The following is a 23199-nucleotide window of genomic DNA, read 5'->3' on the forward strand; positions in this document are numbered from 1 at the left end:
GTTCGGAAGAAGTAGTCTGATGCGGCGCGACTGTCGAAACCCGAACGCTTCCCTGCGCTGGCATTATCCAGATCAGGTTCAAAGGGTATTTCTCACCCGCGCCGCGCGAGGCGACTGCGCTCGATGAAACCGGCCGCAATCGCGATGCGCAACGCAGGACCCCCGCGTTAGCAGCCGCCACCATACACCGCAGCGTGGCGTGTTGGCAACCATCCGAAAATTCGTCCGGCGATTCGTCGATCGCGCGGGGCGCTTACTGCATAATGTCGCTCGCCCCGGCCTGCGTGTTTTCCCTGACCGCCCGGCAGCCGCAATCGACGCCCCGCGTCTTGCGCTGTTTCTCCTCTGCGTCCGCGTTCGCATTCCAACTGTTTCGCCATGTCGTCCTGTCTCGTTTGTCGCGCCGGAGCTTTCGCCCGTTCAATTGCCGTCTGCCGGATGCGATGCGCGGCGCTGCACTGCACGCTGGCCGGGTAACGCATGTCCAATCCGTCGCCCAATCCGTCCTTCAAGCCGCCGCGCCTGCCGCGCCTGCCGTTCTCCTTGCCCGATCGTTTTCCGTTTCGCGCGCCGCGTTCGCACAAGGGACAAGTCGCGCTCGCGCTGGCCGTCGTCTATCTCGTGTGGGGATCGACGTATCTCGCCGTGCATCTGTCGCTCGCGTCGTTTCCGCCGCTTCTGCTTTCCGGCTTGCGCAATCTGTTCGCGGGCATCGGGCTCTTCGTGTTCGCGGCGCGCCGCAAGCCGGTCTGGCCGACGTTGGCCGAAGCGCGCAATGCCGCGCTCGTCGGCACGCTGCTCGTCGGCTTGTCGAGCGGGATGCTCGCCTACGGCATGCGCACCGTCGAAACCGGGACCGCCGCCGTGATGGTCGCGACCGTGCCGCTTTTCGCGACGATCATCGCCGCGCTCACGGGCCGGCGCATCGCGAAGGGCGAGTGGGTGGCGGTCGGATTGGGGCTGATCGGCATCGTGTTGCTGAATCACGGCGATTCAGGTGCCGGCTCAACCGCGGGCAGCATCGCGATTCTGTGCGGCGCGATTTTCTGGGCGGGCGGGGCGCATCTGGCGAGCCGCGTCAAGCTGCCGTCGGACCTCTTCATGTCGACCGCGCTGCAGATCGGCCTCGGCGGTTCGATTTCCACGACGGTCGCGTTGCTCTCCGGCGAGCGGCTGGCGGGCATCGGCTTCGTGCCGGGGCTGTCGTTTCTGTACTTGATGCTCGTCGGAACGATGGCCGCGTATGTCGCTTACGGCTTCCTGATCCGCCATACGAGCCCGATCATCGCGAGCAGCTGCATGTACGTGAACCCGGTGGTCGCGGTGTTGCTCGGCGCGTTGCTGCTCGGCGAGGCGATCACGCGCTGGACCGTCATTGCGACGGTCGTCATTCTGCTGAGCGTCGGGCTTTCTTTCTGGTTCGATTATCGACGGCGCGGGTTGGTGTGAGCCTTCCGTTCGCTTCGCTTGTAAGAAGGGCGCGCACGCAGCGCTCGAAGCCGCGCACGCGCCGCTGCGCTGTCGGGCCCCGAACGAATCCTCTAACGAATGCCGCAGCCTTGCGCGATAAGGCTTCCAGCTGAAGTCGCGCCGCTCGCGCACCGCAAAAGGGCACGGGTGTTGCTCTATATGCGCCACCCGCGAGGCGCGTCATTCCGATGAAACAAAGACGCGTTCCTCGCGGCGAGGACGCGGCGTAGCGGGCCATCCGCCCGCCGTCCGCAGCCTTCACGACACCATCAACGATCACAAAAAGGAAGGTGGCACATGAAGCTCATCCGCACCGTCACGGCGCTCGCTGCCGTCGCTTCGCTTCTCTCCGCATGCGGCGGAAGTTCGGACGACGTCGGCAAGGAACTCGGCCTTACGCAAGCGCAGGTTCACTTCATCCACGCGATTCCGAGCGGCCCGAACGTCGACTTCTACGATAACGGCAAGGTGCTGCAACCGAACCTCGGCTACAAGACGGTGACCAACTTCGCGAACATCGGCACGGGCCAGCACAACTTCGGCTACGCGGCCGTGAACACGACGACCCTGCTCGCATCCAATTCGAGCATCAGCAACGCGGCGAAGGGCCACGAATACACGGTCGTCGCGCTGCCGGACGCGGGCTTCCTGCCGTCGATCGCCGTGATCGACGATCCGTTCGACAAGGGTCTCCTTTCGACGAGCGCGCGCGTGCGCGGCTTCAACGCATCGGCGAACGCGCAGAACCTCGATCTGTATCTGGTCGCGCCGGGGACGGACATCGCGACGGTCAACGCGACGATGCCGAGCGTCGCCTTCAAAAGCGCGGTTCCGGCGAGCACGCAGGACTCGATCTATGTTTCCGGCGGCACGTATCAGCTGATCGCGACGCTTCCGGGTTCGAAGACGCCGGTGTACAAGTCGGCTTCGTTTAATCTCGGCAATAACGCGGACTGGCTCGTGACGACGCTGCCTTCGGGCAACGCGCTGTCGCAGGTCGTGCCCGGCAAGATTCGGGTGCTGGTGGCGCAGGGCGGCAACACGCAGACGCCGGCGCTGGAGTTGCCGGATACGCAGTAAGCGCTTGCGCGTCAGGCCGTGACGAAACCCGCCCGAGCGATGTCGGGCGGGTTTTTTTTACGCACAAAAAAAATCTCGCCGCGCGAGGCGGCGAGATGACAGGAACTACGCTGCGTTGGTAGAGCGTCCCGGCTTACTTATGTTCTTCCGCCGAGTTCGAGATAGCCTGGCCGCCCTTCGAAATGTCCTGACCTGCGCCCGAGATGGTGTTGCAGCCTGCCAGCGCAGCGGTGCCCGCGATCAGCAGCAAAGCGATGATTCGAGTCATGTTCAATCCCCTTGAAGTAAATGTCTGGATTGGCCGCTGCTCTTCGATGGCCTCACCGGTGTGAATAATCTTAAAAAAGCGCCCGAGCGCGCGCTGTAAGCACACATGTGTTTTTCGTGTCGGCGGACTCCGTATTTCGCGTCGGCATCGTCCTACGCGGCGGCGCGGGCCGGCGATCCGTCGACATCCACGTCCACATCCACATGCACGCGCTCGCGCGGCATCGACACGCGAATGCTCGTGCCATGCGGCATCGCGCGTTCAATCTCGAAGCGCCCGCCGCGCGCCGACACGCGCTGCCGCATGCCGACTAGTCCGTGAGTCTGCGTGCGCTTCAGATCCTGCGGCCGGATGCCGATGCCGTCGTCGTCGATCGCGAGCGCGACGTTCGCCGGGTCGAGCGTGAGCGCAATGCGGATTCGGCTCGCATGCGCGTACTTCGCGGCGTTCGTGAGCGTTTCCTGCGCCACGCGAAAGAGCGAGATCTCGATGGCTTCGCCGAGCTTCACTTCGTCGTCCGGCAGTTCGGCCTCGACGGTCCAGCCGTTGCGCTGCGCGGCTTCGGCCACGAGCGAGCGCAGCGCCGTGACGAGACCGAAATTGGCGAGCACCGTCGGCCGCATGTCCTCGATGATCCGCCGCTTGAGCGCAATGCCCTGATCCAGATTGCCGATGGCGCGCGACAGTTTCTCGGCCATCGCTGGCTCCGATTCACGCAGCTTGCCGCGCACCCACGCGACATCCATCTTGCTCGCGGTCAGAATCGAGCCGAGTTCGTCGTGCAGTTCGCGGGCGAGTTGCGTCTTTTCATCCTCGCTCACCGATTGCAGATGCCACGCGAGCGCTTCGAGCTGGCGCGTGCGTTCGAAGACGAGTCGATCCAGTTCTTCCTGCTGCGTGATGAGCGCCTTCTGCACGCGATCCTGCTTGTCGAGCTGAATGCCGAGATTGCGAAACAGCAGCAGGAACAACACGATGTTCAGAGCGCATAGCGCCGCGACGCACAGCGTCGAAATGCGCTGATCGGCGCGGCTCGCGTCGAGCGCGTGTTGGGCGCGCTGCTCCTCGTTCAGGCGCAAGAGCGAGAGCGCGGCGTCGAGCGTCATGTCCTTGTCGGTCGATGCCTCCGAAGGCGCGGCCGATGGCGCCGCGCTGCGCTCGATGCCGTCGTTCGCCGCCGCGCGAATTTGCGCGAAGCTCGCGAGCGCGGTGTCGTCGCCGATGCGGCGATAGTAGGCATCCAGCGTGGCGAGCGCGCGGCGCACGTGCGCGGCGGTCGCTTCGAACTGGTTCTTGTAGGCGGCGTCCGGTTTCAGCGCCATCGCTTGTCCCTGCGCGGACAGCGTCGCGATGTCCGCGGCAAGCGCCGAAAGCTGCGCGGTCGCGCTCTTGGCGTCGAGCGCCGTTTCGTACTCGGCGGCAATGCGCATGCGGCCCGACTCCAGAATCACGAGCCCGCCGACGGTAATCACGATCGCCACCGTCATCGCGACGGCCCAGCTATACCGGTGCATCCAATCGTTGATGCGCGCGAAGCCGGCGCGCGTGCCCCGGCTCGCCGTCGGGGCGGGCGAGGTGTCGTCCTGCGCGATGCCGGTCAGCGCGGCGTGGGGAAGGTGGCTCATGACGTGGTTCTCGATGCGGCGACGAGGCAGATGGCGCGCTTCGCGCAGCCGATTTGAAAGCAAATGTCGGTGGATTCTCACAGCAAAAAAGGAGCCAGCCCGAATGCGCGCGGCAGAACGCGCGGCTAGCATGAGTGCGTCAACCATTCCTACGGGGAGCGATCATGCTGAGATGGGCTCTGTTTTTCGCGATCGTCGCTGTGATCGCCGGTTTGCTGGGCTTCACGGGCATTGCCGCGGGCGCCGCGACCATTGCCAAGTTCCTGTTCGTGCTGTTCCTGATTCTTTGCGTCGTGTTTCTGGTGCTGGGGTTCGTCATCACCAAGAAAGCGGTCGATTAGCGGCTTAGTTTGCTCCATGCCTTGCCATGCCGGGATGGCGCTTCGCGCCATGCCCGGCCGACCTTGAACGACCTTAGAACAATCACGAGGAGGGTCCCATGCTTCACTACGCAGCCGTTTTCTTCGTCATCGCGATCATCGCGGCGGTGTTCGGCTTCACGGGCATCGCGGCCGGCGCCGCTGAAATCGCGAAGATCCTGTTTTATATTTTCCTCGTCGTGTTCGTCGTGACGCTGCTGCTCGGTGTCTTCAGGACGTGACGTTGCCGAATCGTCGTGCCCGCGCCCGCTCATCGGACGATAGAGCGGAGCGGGCACGCGCCATGCATCGCGGACGATGATCGAATAGCGGAACGCTATGAAGCCGCACGGCGATTCGCTCGACGCATCCGTCCATCCCCCCAATTCACAGGAGCAAACACATGTCCGATTCATCTGCTGTATCGACCGCGCCGGGCCAGTCCAAGGACGCTTTCGTCCTCGATGTGGAAAAAATCCGGAACGACGCGCGGCAGCACATGGACGAAGGCCCGGTCACGTCGACCTATGCCGCCGACCGCGAAACCGTGCTGAAGCTGCTCAACGACGCGCTCGCGACCGAGTGGGTCTGCACGCTGCGCTACAAGCGCCACTACTTCATGGCGAAGGGCATTCACTCTGAGGCCGTCGCGAAGGAATTCGCCGAGCACGCGACCGAGGAGCAGGAACATGCCGACATGCTCGCCGAGCGCATCGTGCAGCTGGGCGGCTCGCCGGACTTCGCGCCGGACAGCCTCAAGTCGCGCGCGCATTCGGAGTACAAGGAAGGCGCCGATCTCATCGACATGATTCGCGAGAACCTGATCGCCGAGCGCATCGCGATCGACACGTACCGCGAGATCATTCGCTATCTCGGCGACAAGGATGTCACCACGCGCCGCATCTTCGAAGAGATCCTCGCCGTCGAGGAAGAGCACGCGGACGACATGGCCGACCTGCTGGAAGGCCGCAACGGGTAAGCGTAAGCCTTGGGCGCGGTGCGTGTTGCGCCGCGCATGGCTTTCACGCCTGCCTCGGTAGAATCACCGTTCTTTCATTACAGCAGTACGGACGGCGTGAATGATTCGAGTCTTGATAGCCGACGACCATGCGATCGTGCGCAGCGGGTTCAGGCAGTTCGTCGCGGACGAGCCGGACATGGAAGTGGCGGCGGAAGCATCGACGGGCGATGAAACCATCGCGCTCGTACGCGAAACGGCGTTCGACGTGGTGCTGCTCGACATCGCCATGCCGGACAAGAACGGCGTGGACACCTTGCGGGTCATCAAGCAGATCCGGCCCCAGCAGGGCGTGTTGATGCTATCGGGCTTTCCGGAGAGCCAGTACGCGATCAATCTGCTGAAGGCGGGCGCGAACGGCTACCTGAACAAGGACGCCGCGCCGGACGAGATCGTGCGCGCCATTCGCACGGTGGCGCGCGGGCATCGTTACCTGTCCGAATTCATCGCGGATGCGCTCGCCGACAAGCTCGACAAGCCCGCCGCCGAGCGGCCGCACGAGTTGCTGTCGGAGCGCGAGTTCCAGATCTTTTGCAAGCTCGCGGGCGGCCGGATTCCGACGGAAATCGCGCAGGAACTGCATCTTTCGGTGAAGACGGTGAGCACGTACCGGGCGCGCGTGCTGGAGAAGATGCGGCTCTCGAACAACGCCGATCTGACGTACTACGCGATCAAGAACGGATTGATCGAATAGTGCTTGCGGAGGATGCCTGCCGTGGGCGACCACATCATCACCGACGATTCGAAAGGGCGGCATGAGCCGCGCGGCGGGCCGCTCGCGGTGCTGCTGATCGAAGATTCGCCGCTGATCCGGCGCAGCCTCACCGAAGCGATCGAGGCGCTCGGTCCGTGGCGCGTGACCGCTTTCGCCGATGCGCCCGACGAAGCTATCGCGCTGTTATCGTCGCAGCGGTTCGACGCGGTCATCGTCGATCTGCAACTGAAGCGCGGCTCGGGCATCGACGTGCTCGCGTGGCTCAAGAACGCTGACCGGTCGCGAGTCGCCAAGGGCGCTTTCGTCGTCGTGCTGACCAACCACGCGTTGCCGGCGTATCGCGAGCGGTGCCTGCAATACGGCGCGCGGCATTTCTTCGACAAGTCGCTGGACTTCGACCGCGTGCTCGATGCGCTGTGGGACTATGCGCGGGAGCGGGTTTGAGGCGGCTTTAGGCTTTCGCGCGAAGTTGCGATTCGACTTCGAAGGCAGTCAGCCGTTGCGCGATGCGACTACGTTTGGCGCGTTCGTGGCGGCTTCGTCTGTACATCATATTATCCGTTGCGGCCTGACGGAATCCGCGTACCTGAGCGTGAAGATTCCGCCGCTCGATTCCGGCTGAAAGTACCCGCGCGACACGACTCATTTGGCGCAAAGTCGATAGGCGATGAACGCCGCTTTAACGTTCGCAAGGGCACGCGCCCGTTCTCGGCTGCCAGTCCCGCGAGTCTCAGACGCGGGAACTCGCGCGACTCGCGTAAGCCTACGCAAAACCGTCATCGCGGCTCGCCTCACTCCTCACGCACCTGACGCGAAACCAGCCGCCGCTCGCGCCCGCGCCAATGACTGAAACCGGCGAGCCCGGTCGCTGCGAGTCCGACGAGACAGACGCCTGTCCATCCCATCGCATGCCACGCGAGCGACGCGAGCGCCGAGCCCGCCGCGCCGCCGATGAAGTACGCCACCATGTAGACCGTGTTCACGCGGCTGCGCGCCTCGGGCTTCAGCGCATAGATACGCGACTGGTTCGATATCTGCGCGGCCTGCACGCCGATGTCGAGCACGATCACGCCGACGACCAGCCCCGCGATGCTGCGCGACGACAGCGCGAACACGACGAACGACAACGCGACGAGCCCGATCGACAGCGAGATCACCGCGCGCGGCCCGCGCTTGTCCGCCGACTTTCCCGCGAGCGGCGCAGCGAGCGCCCCGGCCGCCCCGACGATGCCGAAGAGCCCCGCCGCCTGCGGTCCCATGTGAAACGGCTCGCCCGCGAGCAATAGCGTGAGCAGCGACCAGAACGCGCTGAAGCCGGCGAAGAGCGCGCCGCCCGTCAGCGCGGCTTCGCGCAGGCCGGGATTTTCGACAGTGAGATGCCACATCGAGACGAGCAGCTTGCCGTAGGAAAGCGTGGATGTGGGCCGGCTCTTCGGCAGCCGCATCAGAACGACGACGGCGAGCGCGATGGTCGCCACCACCGATGCGCCGAACACCGCGCGCCAGCCGAAGTACTGCGCGACGAAACCCGAGACCGTGCGCGCGAGCAGGATGCCGAGCAAAAGCCCGCTCATCACGGTGCCGACTGCGTGGCCGCGCTCGGCGGCCGGCGCAAGCTCGGCGGAGAACGGCACCGCCTGTTGCGCGATCGTCGATACGACGCCGATCGCGAGACTCGCCGCGATCAGCACCGCGAGCGTCGGCGCGGCGCATGCGGCGACGAGCGAGACGCCCAGCGCGGCGAGCTGAAGCAGGATCAGCATGCGCCGGTCGAAGCGGTCGCCGAGCGGCGCGAGCACGAGCATGCCGAGGGCATAGCCGAGCTGCGTGGCGGTCGGCACGGCGCCGATCAGATACGCGTTCTGCGGAAACGACGCGCGGAAGTCGCCGAGCAGCGGCTGGTTGAAATAGATATTGGCGACCGATACGCCCGCGATAGTCGCGAGCAGCCAGAGCGTGGCCCGCGAATAATGCGGATGAGGTTCGGGCGCGTGAGCGTGAGACGATGAGTGAGGCGGCTGATGCGATTGCGCGGACATGAGTTCGTTCCGTCGGGCGGCGGGAAGCGGCGTTCGGCCAGCCGCCGATCATACTGGAGACGCGCGACGTTTGCTCAGGGCGCTCGCGGGACCGCGCGCCTCATTCGTCTTCGTCTGCGGCGGGCTTCGGCGCGAGCTTCTCGGGCGCGAGCCAACGGAAGCCGGTGAGCGTCGTGTCGCTGAACGTGCATTCGGCTGCGGCGGGAAGGTCCGTCTTCCTGGTTGCGGGCGGCGTCGGCGGCGTCGCGATGACGCCTCGCACGACCACGCGCGAACCATGATAAGCGGCACCGGAGCCGGTGATCTTGAGCGGCGCGCTCGCCGCATCGGGATACGCCGCGCGCACCTTGTCCTTGCACGTTTCGACATTGCGGTAGTACGACGTGCAGCCCGCCGTCAACATCAGCGGAAACGAGCAGGCGAGAAGCAGGCGAGAGCGAGTGTTCATCGGGTCAGTCGGTCGATGCCCGACGCGGCGCGCGCATCGGAGCGTGAGGTGAGTGTGCGGCGATGCTTTATAACATGCGCGGGCGGCGCGTCCGGCGCGAGTGTCGCGCGAGGAGCAGGCCGCTTGTTACGCGGGCCGGCACGGTAGCACAATCGGCGAATGCGTTCGGACGGAGGCTGCCGCCATGCGAAAGGACATCGAAGTAGGCGATTACGTGCTCGCGCTCGACACGTTGCCGAAATCGCCGCCGGCCGACCAACAGGCGGATGCGCCCGCCGAGGGCTACGCGGTGCGCGTGCGCGTGGCGCGCCTGGACGGGCGACCGCTCCACGGATCGACGCTCGCCAGCGATTCCGGCGACATGACCGGCGATCACGGACCTTTTGCGACGGTCGCGGAGGCGATGGCGCATGGCGAGGCGTGGGGACGGCATTACGTCTCGCGCATTCTCGAACACGGGCTGTAGCGTGAATGCCGCGCGTTTCATGAGGAACGCGAAATAACGGCCGCGGGCATCTTCCCGGGTTCGTGGGAAGAACGTGATGCAGACCTGGTGCCGGGGACCGGACTCGAACCGGCAAGCCGTGAGGCGGCGGATTTTAAGTCCGCTATGTTTACCAATTTCATCACCCCGGCAGGGCGGACGCGATTCTACCATTGCGCCGGGTCGCGCCAAAACCGCGTCGACGCGCGATCCGCCGCGATCGCGCGCGTATTGAAAGCCATTCGACAACCTCGCACGCCTCACGCATAATCGCCGACGGACCGGCGCGCCCGAGAACGCGCGCAACGGCAGGCCGTCGATCACGCGCAAGGACACACGATGGGCAAAACCCGGCTCGAAGCGTTCAGCGATGGCGTCATCGCCATCATCATCACGATCATGGTGCTCGAACTCAAGGTGCCGCACGGCCACGACTTCGCCGCGCTCGCGCCGCTCGTGCCCGTGCTCGCGGCGTACGTGTTGAGCTTCGTCTATGTCGGCATCTACTGGAGCAATCACCATCACCTGCTGCACGCCATTGGACGCGTGAACGGCTCGGCGTTGTGGGCGAACCTGCATCTGCTCTTCTGGCTGTCGCTCTTTCCGTTCACGACCAACTGGATGGGCGAGAGCCATCTGAGCGCCGTGCCGACCGCGTGCTACGGCTTCGTGCTGTTCATGACGGCCGTTGCCTGGTACATCCTCACGCGCGTGCTGATCGCCATGCACGGCGAAAACACGCGGCTCGAACGCGCCGTCGGCGCGGACCGCAAGGGCAAGCTGTCGGTGCTGCTGTATCTGTTGGCAATTGCCGCCTCGTTCTGGCAGCCGTGGATCGCGGCGGTCATCTATACGGTCGTCGCGGCCGGGTGGCTCGTGCCGGACCGGCGCATCGAGCGCATGCTCGCGAGCGAGGAGCATTGACTTGCCGACGACGCGCATCGGTCTCATCTCCGACACGCACAATCTCGTGCGCCCCGAGGCGCTCGATGCGCTGCGCGATTGCGCGCACATCGTTCACGCGGGCGATATCTGCAAGCATGAGGTGCTCGACGCGCTCGCGCAACTCGCGCCGCTGACCGTCGTGCGCGGCAACAACGACGTCGCTGCGAGCGTCGCGCATCTGCCGGAGCATGCGCGCATCGAAGTGGCCGGCGCGACGATCCACGTCGTGCACGATATTGCCGACGTTCCCGCCGAGCTCGACGGCGTCGATGTCGTCGTGACCGGGCATTCGCACAAGCCGGTCGTCGCGCGGCGCGGCGGCGTGCTCTTCGTGAATCCGGGCAGCGCGGGGCCGCGCCGCTTCAAATTGCCGATCAGCGTGGGCCTGCTCGACATCGGCGAGGCGGGGATCGAGGCGCGCATCGTCACGCTCATCGCATGAAAAAGGCCGGCGTCTTTTCAGACGCCGGCCTTTCGCGCTTCCTAATTCCAGCAGTCGCTTACGCGCGGACCGTGCCTTCCGGGAAGCCGTCGTCCATCTCGGCCGCCTCGCGATGGCCGCGCAAAATCGCATGCGCTTCGGAGTGCGTGGCGACCGCGGGCGGCGAGCCCTTCAGCGGCTTCTTCGCGGTTTCGTGCAGCGCGAGCACCGAGACGATGCCGATCACCGACGCGCCCATCAGATAGTACGCGGGCATCATCAGGTTGCCGGTCTTGCCGACGAGCCATGCCGTGACGAGCGGCGTCGTGCCGCCGAAGAGCGACACCGACACGTTGAACCCGATGGCGAGCGCGCCGTAGCGAATCTTCGTCGGGAAGAGCGCGGGCAGCGACGACGGCATCACGCCCGTGAAGGTCGACAGCAGCGCGCCGAGGATCATCATGCCGGCGAAAATCGACGGCACCGTGCCCATGCGGATCAGCGAGAGCGCCGGAACCGACAGCGCCAGCAGTCCGACGCAGCCCGCGAGCATCACCGGCTTGCGGCCGATCTTGTCGGAGAGACGCCCGGCGAAGAGCGTGAGCGGCATCATCAGCACCATCACGACGAGCACGATGAACAGGCCATGCGTCTCGTTGAACTTGAGCGTCGCCGACAGATAGCTCGGCAGATACGAGAGCGCCATGTAGTCGGTCACGTTGAAGATCAGCACGAGGCCCACGCATTGCAACAGCGGCTTCCACTGCGCGAGCAGCGTTTCGCGGAACTGCGCCTTGGTCGTTTCGTGCGCGGCCGCTTCCATCTTGTCGGCTTCGCGCTGGAACGCGGGCGTTTCTTCCAGCTTCATGCGGATGTACAGACCGATCAGGCCGAGCGGCCCTGCGATGAGAAACGGAATGCGCCAGCCCCAGCTCAAGAGGGCATCTTGCGAGAGCGCGCCGGTCAGCACCGCGACGACGCCCGCGCCCAGCACGTAGCCGACGAGCGTGCCGAATTCCAGAAAGCTCGCCATGAACCCGCGCTTCTTGTCCGGCGAAAATTCGGCGATGAACGTCGCCGCGCCGCCGTACTCGCCGCCCGTCGAGAAGCCTTGCACGAGGCGGGCGACGAGCAGCAGCACCGGCGCCATCACGCCGATGCTTCCATAGCTCGGAATCAGGCCGATGCAGAACGTGCCGATGGCCATCATGATCATCGTCATCGCGAGCACGCGCTTGCGGCCGATGCGGTCGCCGAGCGGCCCGAACACCATGCCGCCGAGCGGGCGCACGAGAAATGCCGCCGCGAACGTGCCGAAGGTGGCGAGCAACTGCGCGGTCGGGCTCGACGAGGGGAAGAACACCTTGCCGAGCGTCACGGCGATGTAGCTGTACACGCCGAAGTCGAACCATTCCATCGCGTTGCCGATGGCCATGGCGCCGACGGCGCGCTTGAGCAGGGATTGATCGACGATCGTGATGTCGTCGAGGGAAAGTGAGTGAGCTTGATTCGATGTGTGGCGCTTGCGCCAAAGGCCGTCGTTTAGGGCGGTCATAAGTTGAAGACTCCGTGTCGTTTGCCGGATGCTCGCGAAAAGCATCGGGCGCGCCGCCTGAGCAGCGCATGGGCCGGATAGTGCAGTTTCGTGACGGCGCCGCGAGCCGTTCCGACCGTCAGGACGAGAGCGAATGGCTCCGCCGAGCGTCGGACAGGGCGCCCGAAGCTGACGATCGAAGAAAAGCGGTGCCGGTGCCTCGCGGTGGAAGTCGCGAAATTGCACTCGGATAAAACAAACGAATTGGACGCGCGGACGGCAAGCCGGGAGGCAGCCGCGGGTGGAACCGCAACGTCGGCGAAAACTAAGGCTTGGAACGAAAAAGGCCGGCGTACTGCTTAACCGACAAGCCTCTTTGTATAAAAACTGTCACTACCACGCGTTACCCGATAAACGATATGCCGGGCAGGCCGCGCGTGAATGATGGTGAATTGCTGTTGATAACGAGCAAGATGATAACACGATGACAGACGATCTGCAAACCGGCCTGTAATTCGAGCAGTACCGACCCGGCTCTATCCTTTACGGGGCTTAGGATTGCGCTAAATTGTGTCCTGTGCATCCGATGTTCTAAACGGTACGTGCAAGCAATAAAAAACCGACCTCGAAGGGTCGGTTTTTGCGACGGTCGCGAGGCGGAAATCAGCTCTGCGGCGGCACGTAGCCCGAGGCCGTATCGGCGCCTTCGCCGAAGAAATACTTCTCCGTTTGCTTAAGCAGGTATTGGCGCGCGCGCGGGTCGGCCATGTTCAGGCGATTTTCGTTGATGAGCATCGTCTGCTGCTTGAGCCAGCCTTGCCACGCTTCCTTCGAGATCGTCTCGTAGATGCGCTTGCCGAGTTCACCCGGCAGCGGCGGGAAGTCCAGTCCCTCGGCTTCCTTGCCGAGCTTTGCGCATTGAACCATTCGGGCCATCTGTGTTTCTCCTTTATCGACCGGTGTCGGCTTGGCCTACCGGTTCCATGATTTGCAATCGGACACGCGCGGCGCGCGTCCGTAGTCAGTTCAAAGCTGTTTCATCAAGACGAGCGACTTGCGCTGCCAGTTGTAGAGGCGGCGGCGGTCTTCCGGCAGATCGTCCACCGTCACCTTCACGAAGCCGCGCTTGAGGAACCAGTGTTCGGTACGCGTCGTCAGCACGAAGATGCGCGTAAGGCCGCGCGCGCGGGCGCGCTGCTCGATGCGTTTCAGAAGGCGCTCGCCGTCGCCGGAACCTTGCGCTTCAGGCGCGACCGTGAGACACGCCATCTCGCCGATGCGCTCCTGCGTGTACGGATAGAGCGCCGCGCAGCCGAAGAGCACGCCGTCGTGCTCGATGACCGAGAAGTGATCGATATCCCGCTCGATTTGATGACGCCCGCGCCGCACCAGCGTGCCGTCGGCTTCGAGCGGCTCGATCAGCGTGAGAATGCCGCCGACGTCGTCGGGCGTGGCTTCGCGCAGGCTTTCGAGGTTCTCGTACGAGATCATCGTGCCGACGCCGTCGTGCAGGAACAGTTCGAGCAGCACGCTGCCGTCGAGCGCATACGGAATGATGTGCGCCCGTGCCACGCCGCCGCGACAGGCGCGAATGGCGTGCTTCAGATAGAACGCGGTGTCGCCCTGCAATTCGCCGGATTCGTGCAGGCGGTAGGCGTCGTCGAGCGACATTTCGCGCACCAGTGCGCCTTCCTGATCGACGAGGCCCGGAATTTCGGTCACGAAGATGATCTTGTCGGCGCGCAGCGCGATGGCGGCGGCCGATGCGACGTCTTCCATCGACAGATTGAAGGCTTCGCCCGTCGGCGAGAAGCCGAGCGAGGACAGCAGCACGATCTTGTTGCTCGCGAGCGACTGACGCACCGAGTCGCCGTCGATCTTGCGCACGACGCCCGTGTGCTGGAAATCGACGCCATCCAGAATGCCGACCGGCCGCGCCGTCACGAAGTTACCCGACACGACGCTGATGTGCGCGTGCGCCATCGGCGTGTTCGGCAGCCCCTGGCTGATGGCGGCCTCGATGTCGAGACGCACTTCGCCGGCAGCTTCCTTCGCGGATTCGAGCGCGCGGGCATCCGTTATGCGCAGTCCATGCGAGAACGACGATTCGACGCCGTGCAGGCTCAACTGTTCGTCGAGTTGCGGACGCGAGCCGTGGACGAGCAGGATCTGAATGCCCATGGCGTGCAGCAGGCCGACGTCCTGCACCAGCGCGTTCAGCCGTCCTTCCTGCACGAGTTCCCCGCCGAACGCGACGACGAACGTCTTGTTCCGGAACGCGTGAATATAGGGCGCCACGGAGCGCATCCAGTCGACGAACTGGCCGAGGGAAGTCGGCGCGTCGGCTTCGCTTGCGGGCGGCTGCGACGCGAGGGTGAGGTCGGTTTGGGAATTCATGCCGGGATTATAATGCGACGCTATGCCGAATGTTTCCAGACGCCCCGTTCAGCCGGGCCAGCCGCAGTCCGCCGATAAGACCCTCACCGCTCAGGAGCAGTTGAAGAAACTGCGCGAGAACCTGTTGCGCGATGCGCGGCCGAGCGAGGCGCCGGGCGAATCGGCCGGGCTTAGCAAGAAGGAGCTGGCGGCGCGGCGGTTTGCGGGGGCGCAGGACGAGGCGAAGCAAACGCAGCCATCGCGTGATGCCGGGGCGGGGCGCGCGCCGAAATCATCGGGCGACGCGGGTTCGAAAGGCCGAAGCGCGGGAGAGCGCGGATCGGGTGCTGACAAGACCCATCGCGTTGCTGGGGCGGGCGCGGAAAGCGCAGCACGGCCATCGGGGAAGTCCGATCGCGCGACGCGATCGCCCGGTGTCCGAAGCGCGGACGATGCCGCGCAGCTTGATCAACCTGTGCAACGCGGCGCAGTTGCACCGAAGCCGGATCGCGCAACGCAATCGCGAGCCGGCCGCAGCGCGGAAGACGGCGCGAAGGCCGCACAGCCGGGCCAACGCGGCGTGGATGCGCCGAGGTCGGATCGCGAGACTCGATCGCGCGTTGGGTTCGGCGCGGAAGGCGCCGTCAAGCCGGCACGATCGAATCAACAGGAATCCGCGGCGATGAAGCAGAACCGCGCGGCGCAACCAGCGGCTCTCCCGAACGCGGAAAGCGGCGCGAACGCCGCGCAATCAAACCAACGCGGCGCGGAGGCGGCGGAGCTCAATCGCCACACGCAATCGCCCGCTGTGCGCGGCGCAGAGTCTGCACAGTCGGATCAACGCGAAATGGATGCACGAAAGGCGCATGGTGCGGGGCGATCAGACGCTGGCCGGAGCGCAAGGGACGTCGCGAACGTCGAGCAGCCGGACCGGCGCGGAGCGAGCGCGGCGAAGCCGCACCGCGCGGACTCATCGCCTGCTGTTTCCGGCGCACAGAAGCCGGCACAATCGAATCAGCGTGAATCGGAGCGCAGCGATGGCCCCGGTCGCGCTCGTTCGCAAGAACGGGCGGCGGCATCGTCGGGCGGCGAAACGAGCGCGGCCCCCCGAGCGGAGGACGGCGCATCCCTTCGCGAGGCCCGCCGCGTGAACGCGGACGAGCACACGCACCCGGCCGCCGCCAATCGCGATGACCGCAACGCAACGCAGGACACAACGCCCGCCGAGCGCAGTCCACGCAGCGCCGACACGCCGCCCCGCGCCGACGCCCGCCCCGAAGCACGCCCCGACCGCAAGCGCGACAAACCGCGCACCGTCACGCCGAACCCGATCCCGCCGATCACATTCCCCGAGGCGCTGCCCGTCTCCGGCCGCCGCGAAGAGATCGCGCGCGCGATCGAGTCGAATCAGGTCGTGATCGTCAGCGGTGAAACCGGCTCCGGCAAAACCACGCAGCTGCCGAAAATCTGCCTCGCGCTCGGACGCGGCCTCGGCGCGGGCGGCGCCGGCTTGATCGGCCACACGCAGCCACGCCGGATCGCGGCCTCGGCGACAGGGCGACGCATCGCCGAGGAACTCGGCACGCCGTTCGGCGAAGTCGTCGGCTACAAGGTGCGCTTCACGGACAATCTCGCGCCCGGCGCGTCCGTCAAGCTGATGACCGACGGCATTCTGCTCGCCGAAACGCAGACCGACCCGCTGCTCAAGGCGTACGACACGATCATCATCGACGAGGCGCACGAACGCAGCCTCAACATCGACTTCCTGCTCGGCTATCTGAAGGAAATCCTGCCGAAGCGCCCGGATCTGAAGCTGATCGTCACGTCCGCGACGATCGACGCCGGCCGTTTCGCGCGCCATTTCGGCAGCGAGGAAAAGCCCGCGCCGGTGATCGAAGTGAGCGGGCGGCTGTATCCGGTCGAAATCCGCTATCGCCCGATCGAAGAGGAAAGCGAGGCGATCAAGAACGCGCAGGGCACGACGCAGAAACGAAGCGACCGCAAGACGGACCGCGATCTGATGGAAGGCATCGTCGATGCCGTCGACGAACTCTGCCGCGAAGGCCCCGGCGACGTGCTCGTGTTTCTGCCCGGCGAGCGCGAGATCCGCGACGCCGCCGAGGCGCTGCGCAAGCACCATCCGCCGCATACGGAGATTTTGCCGCTATTCGCGCGCCTGTCGGCGCAGGAGCAGGAGCGCGTGTTCAGGCCGTCGAACGCGCGGCGCATCGTGCTGGCCACGAACGTCGCGGAGACATCGCTGACGGTGCCGGGCATCCGCTATGTCGTCGATACGGGCACCGCGCGCGTCAAACGCTATTCGTACCGCAACAAGGTCGAGCAGTTGCAGATCGAGCCGGTGTCGCAGGCGGCCGCTAACCAGCGCGCGGGCCGCTGCGGGCGCGTGGCTGACGGCGTGTGCATCCGGCTTTACGACGAAGCGGATTTTCAATCGCGTCCGCGCTTCACCGATCCGGAGATTTTGCGTTCGTCGCTCGCGTCGGTGATTCTGCGCATGAAGTCGCTGCACCTGACGGAAATCGAGACGTTCCCGTTCATCGAGCCGCCGCCGGGACGCGCGATCGCGGACGGCTATCAATTGCTGAACGAACTCGGCGCAGTCGATGACGACAACGCGTTGACCAGTCTCGGCCGCGAGCTTGCGCGCCTGCCGCTCGATCCGCGCGTCGGCCGCATGATCCTCGCCGCGCGCGATCATCACGCGCTCACCGAAGTGCTCGTGATCGCTTCCGCGCTCTCGGTGCAGGACCCGCGCGACCGGCCGATCGAAGCGCAGGAGCAGGCCGACGAGAAGCATCGACAGTTCGTCGACGAGCGTTCCGAATTCCTGCAATGGACGCGCATCTGGAAGTGGTTCGAGGAAGCCGTCGCGCACAAGAAGTCGAACAAGCAGCTCGCCGACGCGTGCCGCGCAAACTTCCTGTCGCATGTGCGGCTGCGCGAATGGCGCGATGTGCATTCGCAATTGCTGACCGTCGTGCGCGAGCATGGCTGGCGGTTGAACGAATCGGATGCGACCTTCGAGCAGGTGCATCTGTCGCTGCTGACGGGCTTGCTCGGCAACATCGGCGTGAAGGCCGACGACGAGCCGCATTATCTCGGCGCGCGCGGCATCAAGTTCCATTTGTGGCCGGGCTCGGCGCTGCTGAAAAAAGCGGGGCGCTGGGTGATGGCGGGCGAGCTCGTCGAGACGAGCCGGTTGTATGCGCGGACCATCGCGAAGATCGAACCGGAGTGGCTCGAAACGGTCGGCGCGCATTTGCTGAAGAAGTCGCTGTCGGACGCGCATTGGGAGAAGAAGGCGGCGCAGGTCGTCGCGTTCGAACGCGCGACGCTTTATGGCCTCACGGTCTACGCGCGGCGGCGCGTGAGCTTCGGCAAGCAGGACCCGAAATACGCGCGGGAGCTCTTCATTCGCGGCGCGCTCGTCGAAGGCGAGTTCGACACGCGTCTGCCGTTTTTCGCGCATAACAGCAAGCTGGTCGCGGATATCGAGCAACTGGAGCACAAGTCGCGCCGCCAGGACGTGCTGGTCGACGACGAACTGATCTACGCGTTCTACGATTCGCTCGTGCCCGAAGGCATCTGGACGGGCGCGGCGTTCGAGCGGTGGTATCGCGACGAACAGAAGAAAGAGGGCAGGCAGCAACTGCTTTTCCTGTCGCGCGACGACCTCATGCGCCATGAAGCCGCCGGCGTCACGACGGATCTGTTCCCGAAGCGCATGACGATGTCGGGCATCGAAATGACGCTGTCGTATCACTTCGAGCCGGGCGCGCCGCGCGACGGCGTGACGCTCACGGTGCCGCTCTACGGGCTGAATCAGATCGACGCGCGCCGCGTCGAATGGCTCGTGCCGGGCATGATCAAGGAGAAGACGCAACTGCTCTTGAAGTCGCTGCCGCAGAAGCTGCGCCGGCATGTCGTGCCGTTGCCGGAATACGCGGCCGCCTTCGCCGAGCGTCACGCGGGGCCGAAGTTCGGCGCCGGCGCGCTGATCGACGCGCTCATCGCGGATATCCGCGAACAGACGCAAATCGCCGTGAAAAGCGCGGATTTTAAGCTGGAAACGCTGCCGGCGCATCTGTTTATGAACTTCAAGGTGATCGACGAGCACGGCCGGCAACTCGCGATGGGCCGCAATCTCGCGCAATTGCGCGGAGAACTCGGCGGACAGGCGCAGCAGCACTTTCAGAAGCTCACGGCGGAAGCGGCGAGCGTCGCGCTCGACGCGCTCTCAAGCGATGGGGGCGATGCGGGCGATTCGAAGGTACCGGCCGCGCAGGCCGCGCCCGCCGAAAGCACCGCGCTCTACGAAAACCTGACGACGTGGAACTTCGGCAAGCTGCCCGAGTTGCTCGAAATCCGCCGGCGCGGGCAGACGCTTTTCGGCTATCCGGCGCTGGTGGATCGCATCACGCACTGCGACGTGGAAGTGTTCGATTCGCCCGAGGAAGCGGCGCGCATTCATCGCGCGGGCTTGCGGCGGCTCTTCGCGCTGCAATTGCGCGAGCCGATTCGCTATCTGGAGAAGAATCTGCCTGGCCTGCGCGAAATGTCGATGCAATACATGGCCCTCGGCACCGCCGACGAGTTGCGCGACCAGATCGTCGAGACGGCGCTGGACCGTGCGTGCCTGCAAGACCCGCTGCCCGACGACGACGCCAGCTTTCACGCCCGCCGCGATGCCGCGAAAGGGCGCCTCACGTTGCTGGCGAACGAAATCGCGCGCCTCGCCGGGACGATTCTCGCGGGGTACGCCGCGCTGACGAAGAAGCTCGCGCAGGCGAAGCCCTTCGCCACCGCTTACGCCGACATGCAGGCGCAGTTGAGCGGGCTGATCGGCAAACGCTTCGTGATCGACACGCCCTACGCGCAGCTCGCGCACTTCCCGCGCTATCTGAAGGGCATCGCGCTGCGCATCGACAAGCTGAAGGCCGACGCCGCCCGCGACGCGCGCCTGATGGCGGAATTGCTGCCGCTCGTGCAGCAGTATCAGCGGACCTTGTCGCAACGCGGCGGCGTCGCGGATGCGCGGCTCGCGGAGTATCGGTGGCTGCTGGAAGAACTGCGCGTGTCGCTTTTCGCGCAGGAATTGCGCACGCCGATGCCGATATCGGTGAAGCGCCTCCACAAGGTCTGGGAATCGATGCAGCGGTGACGCGTCCGCGTTCTGGCGCGAACGTGGCGGAAAGCCGCGCCAACAGGCGGCATTTCTTGCGCACGCGCACCGAATTGCGCAAAAAGAGCCGCATCGTCAACGCGTTGGAGCATGCAAACGTTCTACAATGACGCCTGCTTTCCGACGTGTACATTCATGCGCTCCACATTCTTCTCCGGCCGCCTCCGCGCGGCCGCCGCCCGCGCCGCGCGCTTCGCGGTTCCGGCGGTCGCAGCGTTTGCCGCGACCGCGGCATTCGCCAATAACGTCATCGTGCTCAATTCGGCCGAAGCCACGCTGAGCCTCATCGACGAAAACACGCATCAGGTCATCGGCACGGTGCCGACCGGCAAAGAGCCGCATCACCTGATGCCGACGCCCGACAATTCGTCGCTGATCGTGGCGAATTCGGTGTCCAACAATCTGATGTTCGTCAACCCGAAAACGGGCGCGGTGCAACGCTGGGTGCAGGACATCGAAGATCCGTATCAGATCGGTTTTTCGCCGGACCGCAAGTGGTTCGTGTCGACCGGCCTGCGCCTCGACCGGCTCGATATTTACCATTACGACGGCAAGAATCTGAGCCTCGCCAAGCGCCTGCCGCTCGCGACCATGCCGAGCCACATCGCGTTCTCGAACGACAGTTCCACGGCATTCATCTCGCTTCAGGTGTCGGGCGAGATCGCGGCCATCGACCTGCCGACGCAGACGGTCAAGTGGAAGATGAAGGTCGGCAAGGTGCCGGCGGGCGTCTGGCTGACGCCGGGCGACAAGTTCCTGCTCGTCGGCATGACGGGCGCGGACTACGTGGCCGTCGTCGACTGGCGCAACCAGAAGGTCGTGAAGACGATTCCCACGGGCAAGGGCGCGCACAACTTCCGTTCGCTCGCGGACGGCAAGCACGTTCTGGTGTCGAACCGGGTGGCGAACACCATCAGCATCATCGATGAAGACACGCTCACGAACGTCGGCGATATCACCGGCCTCTTGCCCGGACCGGACGACATGGAACTTTCCGCCGATAAAAAGTATCTCTGGGTGACGTTCCGCTTCGCGAAGCATGTCGGCGTGATCGACCTTGCAAACCGCAAGCTCATCCAGACCATTGCGGTGGGACGTTCGCCGCACGGCATCTTTTTCCTCGACCGCGCGCCGGTCACCGCGCCCAACGGCGCCTGACCGCGGCGGCGAACGGTGAGAAGGGCGCTCGCGGGCGCCCAGTACTACGATTGAGTCACGGGCCGCTAGGCGTCATGTCACAGGGCCGGCCGACTTTCACGGAGCACCATGTTTCACGTCATTCTCTCGTCCCTCGACAGCTTCGTTTCTTCCGTGCAGACCACGTTGTACGTGGACGTCGTGCAGCCGCTGCTGTTCAAGATCGGCATGATGGACTACGACGAAGACACGTACGACGCGCTGTACTGGGTGATCGTCGGCGTGCTGGAAGTGATCGCGATGTACGCGATCCTCCGCCCGCTGGAAGCCTTGCGCCCCGCCGAGCAATGGCAGGACCGCAAGGGCGTGCGCGTGGACGTGCTGTACACGTGGATCGTGAAGCTCGGCATCCTCAATCTGTTTTTCTTCTTCACGTTCCAGCCTGTTTTCGATTCCGTGCAGAGCTGGCTGCGCATTCACAGCGTGCCGACGCTCGAAATCGACAATCTGTGGCCCGGCGTGACCACGCAGCCGCTCGTCACGTTCGCCATCTATCTGATTCTGTTGGACCTGGCCGGTTACTGGTATCACCGGCTGGAGCATCGCTTCGGCATCTGGTGGGAACTGCACGCCGTCCATCACAGCCAGCAGAAGATGTCCCTGTGGTCCGACGACCGCAACCACCTGCTCGACGACGTTCTGCAAGCGAGCTTCTTCGCCGCTGTGGCGCTCGTGATCGGCGTTGAACCGTCGCAATTCGTCGTGCTCGTCGCCATCACGAACCTGATGCAGAGCGTGCAGCACGCGAACATCCGCCTGCATTTCGGCTGGCTCGGCGACCGGCTGATCGTGAGTCCTGCGTTTCATCGCCGTCATCACGCGATCGGCTATGGTCACGAAGGCACGGCGTACGGCTGCAACTTCGGCGTGCTGTTTTCGTTCTGGGACATCCTGTTCCGCTCGGCGTCGTTCGACCGCACCGTCGAGCCGACCGGCATCCGCGATCAACTGGGCGCGCCGGGCTTGGCGCCCGTCAATTACGGCGACGGCTTCTTCGAGCAGCATTGGCTCGCGTTCAAGCGCATCGGCGCGCGTCTCGCGTCGCGGCGCGCGGCGGATTCCGGCAAGCGGCCGGCTGCCCTCTGAGCCTTTCATTCGCCTTCTTGTGGTTGCCAGCGCGCCTAACCCGCGCTGGTTTATCCTGTCGCTTACTCTTCCTTCAACGAATCACGCATGAATGATCTGCTGCGTTCGTTCGTGCGCGCGCTGGCGAACGTCTTCCATCCGCGCATGCTCTGGCTCACGCTGATGCCGTTCGCGGTCGCCACCGCCGTCTGGGGCGCGATCCTGTGGTTCTTCTGGCAGACGCTCACCGGCGCGGCGAACGGCTGGCTCGACGGCTGGGCGCTGACCTCCGCGATGTACCGCCTTTTCGACGCCGTCGGCTTTTCGTCGCTGCACGCGGTCATCGCGCCGTTTCTCGTCGTCATCATGACGATTCCGCTGATCGTCGTGACCGTGCTTCTGCTAATCGCCACGCTTTCGATGCCGGGCGTCATCAAGCTGCTCACGCGGAGTCCGAAAGGCCACTATGCAGCGCTCGAAGCCCGGCGCGGCGGCTCGTGGTACGGCAGCCTCGGGCATTCGGTGGTGACGACCATCGTGTGCCTCGTCGCGCTCGTCGTGACCTTGCCGCTCTGGTTGATCCCGCCTTTCTTCGCGCTGATTCCGCCGCTCCTGTGGGGCTGGCTCACGTATCGCGTGATGACTTACGACGCGCTCGCCGTGCACGCGAGCCCCGACGAACGGCGCGCGATCGTGCGCGAATCGCGCTGGCCGCTGCTCGCCATCGGCATCGTGAGCGGACTATTGAGTTCCGTTCCGACGCTGCTGTGGGCGTGGTCGGTCTGGCTCCTGCCGCTGTTTCCGGTCGTGGCCGCGGTGACGATCTGGGCGTATGCGTTCATTCTCGTGTTTTCGGCGCTGTGGTTCGCGCACTATTGCCTGCACGCGCTCGCGCGGCTGCGGGCGAACGAGCCGCGTTATCCGGCCATCACGGCGCAGTCCTGAACGGCAG

At 64.9% G+C, this 23199-nt stretch carries 21 protein-coding genes, 1 tRNA gene and 1 riboswitch; of the genes, 14 read left to right on the forward strand and 8 right to left on the reverse strand.

All coding sequences use genetic code 11. From position 1 onward, the window contains the following. Nucleotides 1–31 precede the first annotated feature (31 nt). Nucleotides 32–174, reverse strand: a riboswitch (TPP riboswitch). 306 nt (nucleotides 175–480) lie between these two features. Both LDZ24_RS04490 and LDZ24_RS04495 read left to right on the forward strand, forming a co-directional pair. Continuing rightward, on the forward strand, nucleotides 481–1449 hold the full coding sequence (locus LDZ24_RS04490) for an EamA family transporter (protein WP_248321809.1): 969 nt from the start codon (nucleotides 481–483) through the stop codon (nucleotides 1447–1449). Nucleotides 1450–1767: 318 nt separating this feature from the next. Then, nucleotides 1768–2550 carry a DUF4397 domain-containing protein gene (locus LDZ24_RS04495; protein ID WP_248321811.1) on the forward strand — a complete coding sequence of 261 codons (783 nt, stop codon included), beginning with the start codon at nucleotides 1768–1770 and terminating at the stop codon, nucleotides 2548–2550. A gap of 133 nt (nucleotides 2551–2683) precedes the next feature. On the opposite strand, the gene LDZ24_RS04500 is transcribed toward LDZ24_RS04495, so the two are convergent. Next, complete coding sequence (locus LDZ24_RS04500) at nucleotides 2684–2818, reverse strand: entericidin A/B family lipoprotein (RefSeq protein WP_175939954.1); 135 nt, start codon at nucleotides 2816–2818, stop codon at nucleotides 2684–2686. 152 nt (nucleotides 2819–2970) lie between these two features. After that, the gene (locus LDZ24_RS04505; RefSeq protein WP_248321813.1) at nucleotides 2971–4443 is read right to left on the reverse strand and encodes a sensor histidine kinase; all 1473 of its coding nucleotides are present in this window, start codon (nucleotides 4441–4443) and stop codon (nucleotides 2971–2973) included. Nucleotides 4444–4607: 164 nt separating this feature from the next. Between LDZ24_RS04505 and LDZ24_RS04510 the strand changes: the two genes are divergently transcribed. From LDZ24_RS04510 to LDZ24_RS04530, 5 genes are all read left to right on the forward strand, one after another. Then, nucleotides 4608–4784, forward strand: a complete 177-nt coding sequence (locus LDZ24_RS04510; protein WP_159835737.1) for a DUF1328 domain-containing protein — start codon at nucleotides 4608–4610, stop codon at nucleotides 4782–4784. Between the two features lie 98 nt (nucleotides 4785–4882). Then, nucleotides 4883–5044 carry a DUF1328 domain-containing protein gene (locus LDZ24_RS04515; RefSeq protein WP_040048814.1) on the forward strand — a complete coding sequence of 54 codons (162 nt, stop codon included), beginning with the start codon at nucleotides 4883–4885 and terminating at the stop codon, nucleotides 5042–5044. 161 nt (nucleotides 5045–5205) lie between these two features. Then, on the forward strand, nucleotides 5206–5781 hold the full coding sequence (locus LDZ24_RS04520) for a bacterioferritin (RefSeq protein ID WP_248321814.1): 576 nt from the start codon (nucleotides 5206–5208) through the stop codon (nucleotides 5779–5781). A 100-nt stretch (nucleotides 5782–5881) separates the two neighbouring features. Continuing rightward, on the forward strand, nucleotides 5882–6514 hold the full coding sequence (locus tag LDZ24_RS04525) for a response regulator transcription factor (RefSeq protein ID WP_175939957.1): 633 nt from the start codon (nucleotides 5882–5884) through the stop codon (nucleotides 6512–6514). A 21-nt stretch (nucleotides 6515–6535) separates the two neighbouring features. After that, the gene (locus LDZ24_RS04530; protein ID WP_248321815.1) at nucleotides 6536–6979 is read left to right on the forward strand and encodes a response regulator; all 444 of its coding nucleotides are present in this window, start codon (nucleotides 6536–6538) and stop codon (nucleotides 6977–6979) included. Between the two features lie 347 nt (nucleotides 6980–7326). Here LDZ24_RS04530 and LDZ24_RS04535 read toward each other — a convergent pair whose 3' ends face one another. Continuing rightward, nucleotides 7327–8574 carry an MFS transporter gene (locus tag LDZ24_RS04535; protein ID WP_248321817.1) on the reverse strand — a complete coding sequence of 416 codons (1248 nt, stop codon included), beginning with the start codon at nucleotides 8572–8574 and terminating at the stop codon, nucleotides 7327–7329. A 100-nt stretch (nucleotides 8575–8674) separates the two neighbouring features. Then, a complete protein-coding gene (locus LDZ24_RS04540) occupies nucleotides 8675–9022 on the reverse strand; it encodes a hypothetical protein (protein WP_248321819.1) in 348 nt (115 codons plus the stop codon). 184 nt (nucleotides 9023–9206) lie between these two features. Between LDZ24_RS04540 and LDZ24_RS04545 the strand changes: the two genes are divergently transcribed. Next, nucleotides 9207–9488, forward strand: coding sequence for a hypothetical protein (locus LDZ24_RS04545; protein ID WP_248321821.1), 282 nt, complete (start codon nucleotides 9207–9209; stop codon nucleotides 9486–9488). Between the two features lie 85 nt (nucleotides 9489–9573). On the opposite strand, the gene LDZ24_RS04550 is transcribed toward LDZ24_RS04545, so the two are convergent. Then, nucleotides 9574–9658: transfer RNA gene (locus LDZ24_RS04550), tRNA-Leu, on the reverse strand. Nucleotides 9659–9845: 187 nt separating this feature from the next. Between LDZ24_RS04550 and LDZ24_RS04555 the strand changes: the two genes are divergently transcribed. Together LDZ24_RS04555 and LDZ24_RS04560 are read left to right on the forward strand one after the other, a co-directional pair. Then, nucleotides 9846–10430 carry a TMEM175 family protein gene (locus tag LDZ24_RS04555; RefSeq protein ID WP_248321823.1) on the forward strand — a complete coding sequence of 195 codons (585 nt, stop codon included), beginning with the start codon at nucleotides 9846–9848 and terminating at the stop codon, nucleotides 10428–10430. Between the two features lies 1 nt (nucleotide 10431). Next, nucleotides 10432–10893, forward strand: coding sequence for a metallophosphoesterase family protein (locus LDZ24_RS04560; RefSeq protein WP_248321825.1), 462 nt, complete (start codon nucleotides 10432–10434; stop codon nucleotides 10891–10893). A gap of 58 nt (nucleotides 10894–10951) precedes the next feature. On the opposite strand, the gene proP is transcribed toward LDZ24_RS04560, so the two are convergent. The 3 genes from proP to argA form a co-directional block, all read right to left on the reverse strand. Beyond that, entirely contained in the window at nucleotides 10952–12427 is a 1476-nt protein-coding gene (gene proP, locus LDZ24_RS04565; RefSeq protein ID WP_248321826.1) for a glycine betaine/L-proline transporter ProP, read from the reverse strand. A gap of 642 nt (nucleotides 12428–13069) precedes the next feature. Continuing rightward, nucleotides 13070–13342 (reverse strand): oxidative damage protection protein, encoded by a 273-nt coding sequence (locus LDZ24_RS04570; RefSeq protein WP_159835747.1) that lies wholly within the window; start codon nucleotides 13340–13342, stop codon nucleotides 13070–13072. 90 nt (nucleotides 13343–13432) lie between these two features. Further along, nucleotides 13433–14803 carry an amino-acid N-acetyltransferase gene (argA, locus tag LDZ24_RS04575; RefSeq protein WP_175939965.1) on the reverse strand — a complete coding sequence of 457 codons (1371 nt, stop codon included), beginning with the start codon at nucleotides 14801–14803 and terminating at the stop codon, nucleotides 13433–13435. Nucleotides 14804–15464: 661 nt separating this feature from the next. On the opposite strand from argA, the gene hrpA reads away from it, so the two are divergent. From hrpA to LDZ24_RS04595, 4 genes are all read left to right on the forward strand, one after another. After that, entirely contained in the window at nucleotides 15465–19964 is a 4500-nt protein-coding gene (gene hrpA / locus LDZ24_RS04580; protein ID WP_371747390.1) for an ATP-dependent RNA helicase HrpA, read from the forward strand. Between the two features lie 156 nt (nucleotides 19965–20120). Then, the gene (locus tag LDZ24_RS04585; protein WP_248322273.1) at nucleotides 20121–21143 is read left to right on the forward strand and encodes a beta-propeller fold lactonase family protein; all 1023 of its coding nucleotides are present in this window, start codon (nucleotides 20121–20123) and stop codon (nucleotides 21141–21143) included. A 108-nt stretch (nucleotides 21144–21251) separates the two neighbouring features. Then, nucleotides 21252–22268 (forward strand): sterol desaturase family protein, encoded by a 1017-nt coding sequence (locus LDZ24_RS04590; protein ID WP_248321830.1) that lies wholly within the window; start codon nucleotides 21252–21254, stop codon nucleotides 22266–22268. Between the two features lie 87 nt (nucleotides 22269–22355). Next, complete coding sequence (locus LDZ24_RS04595; protein ID WP_248321832.1) at nucleotides 22356–23192, forward strand: EI24 domain-containing protein; 837 nt, start codon at nucleotides 22356–22358, stop codon at nucleotides 23190–23192. Nucleotides 23193–23199 lie beyond the last annotated feature (7 nt).

The organism is Caballeronia sp. Sq4a, from assembly GCF_023170545.1.
Lineage (GTDB): Bacteria > Pseudomonadota > Gammaproteobacteria > Burkholderiales > Burkholderiaceae > Caballeronia.

Coding starts and splice junctions, on each gene's coding strand:
- LDZ24_RS04545 (WP_248321821.1), top strand. CDS start 9,207: ATGCGAAAGGACATCGAAGTAGGCGATTACGTGCTCGCGCTCGACACG.
- LDZ24_RS04570 (WP_159835747.1), bottom strand. CDS start 13,342: ATGGCCCGAATGGTTCAATGCGCAAAGCTCGGCAAGGAAGCCGAGGGA.
- hrpA (WP_371747390.1), top strand. CDS start 15,465: ATGAAGCAGAACCGCGCGGCGCAACCAGCGGCTCTCCCGAACGCGGAA.
- LDZ24_RS04490 (WP_248321809.1), top strand. CDS start 481: ATGTCCAATCCGTCGCCCAATCCGTCCTTCAAGCCGCCGCGCCTGCCG.
- argA (WP_175939965.1), bottom strand. CDS start 14,803: ATGAATTCCCAAACCGACCTCACCCTCGCGTCGCAGCCGCCCGCAAGC.
- LDZ24_RS04595 (WP_248321832.1), top strand. CDS start 22,356: ATGAATGATCTGCTGCGTTCGTTCGTGCGCGCGCTGGCGAACGTCTTC.
- LDZ24_RS04525 (WP_175939957.1), top strand. CDS start 5,882: ATGATTCGAGTCTTGATAGCCGACGACCATGCGATCGTGCGCAGCGGG.
- LDZ24_RS04590 (WP_248321830.1), top strand. CDS start 21,252: ATGTTTCACGTCATTCTCTCGTCCCTCGACAGCTTCGTTTCTTCCGTG.
- proP (WP_248321826.1), bottom strand. CDS start 12,427: ATGACCGCCCTAAACGACGGCCTTTGGCGCAAGCGCCACACATCGAAT.
- LDZ24_RS04555 (WP_248321823.1), top strand. CDS start 9,846: ATGGGCAAAACCCGGCTCGAAGCGTTCAGCGATGGCGTCATCGCCATC.
- LDZ24_RS04535 (WP_248321817.1), bottom strand. CDS start 8,574: ATGTCCGCGCAATCGCATCAGCCGCCTCACTCATCGTCTCACGCTCAC.
- LDZ24_RS04540 (WP_248321819.1), bottom strand. CDS start 9,022: ATGAACACTCGCTCTCGCCTGCTTCTCGCCTGCTCGTTTCCGCTGATG.
- LDZ24_RS04515 (WP_040048814.1), top strand. CDS start 4,883: ATGCTTCACTACGCAGCCGTTTTCTTCGTCATCGCGATCATCGCGGCG.
- LDZ24_RS04505 (WP_248321813.1), bottom strand. CDS start 4,443: ATGAGCCACCTTCCCCACGCCGCGCTGACCGGCATCGCGCAGGACGAC.
- LDZ24_RS04520 (WP_248321814.1), top strand. CDS start 5,206: ATGTCCGATTCATCTGCTGTATCGACCGCGCCGGGCCAGTCCAAGGAC.
- LDZ24_RS04585 (WP_248322273.1), top strand. CDS start 20,121: ATGCGCTCCACATTCTTCTCCGGCCGCCTCCGCGCGGCCGCCGCCCGC.
- LDZ24_RS04495 (WP_248321811.1), top strand. CDS start 1,768: ATGAAGCTCATCCGCACCGTCACGGCGCTCGCTGCCGTCGCTTCGCTT.
- LDZ24_RS04500 (WP_175939954.1), bottom strand. CDS start 2,818: ATGACTCGAATCATCGCTTTGCTGCTGATCGCGGGCACCGCTGCGCTG.
- LDZ24_RS04510 (WP_159835737.1), top strand. CDS start 4,608: ATGCTGAGATGGGCTCTGTTTTTCGCGATCGTCGCTGTGATCGCCGGT.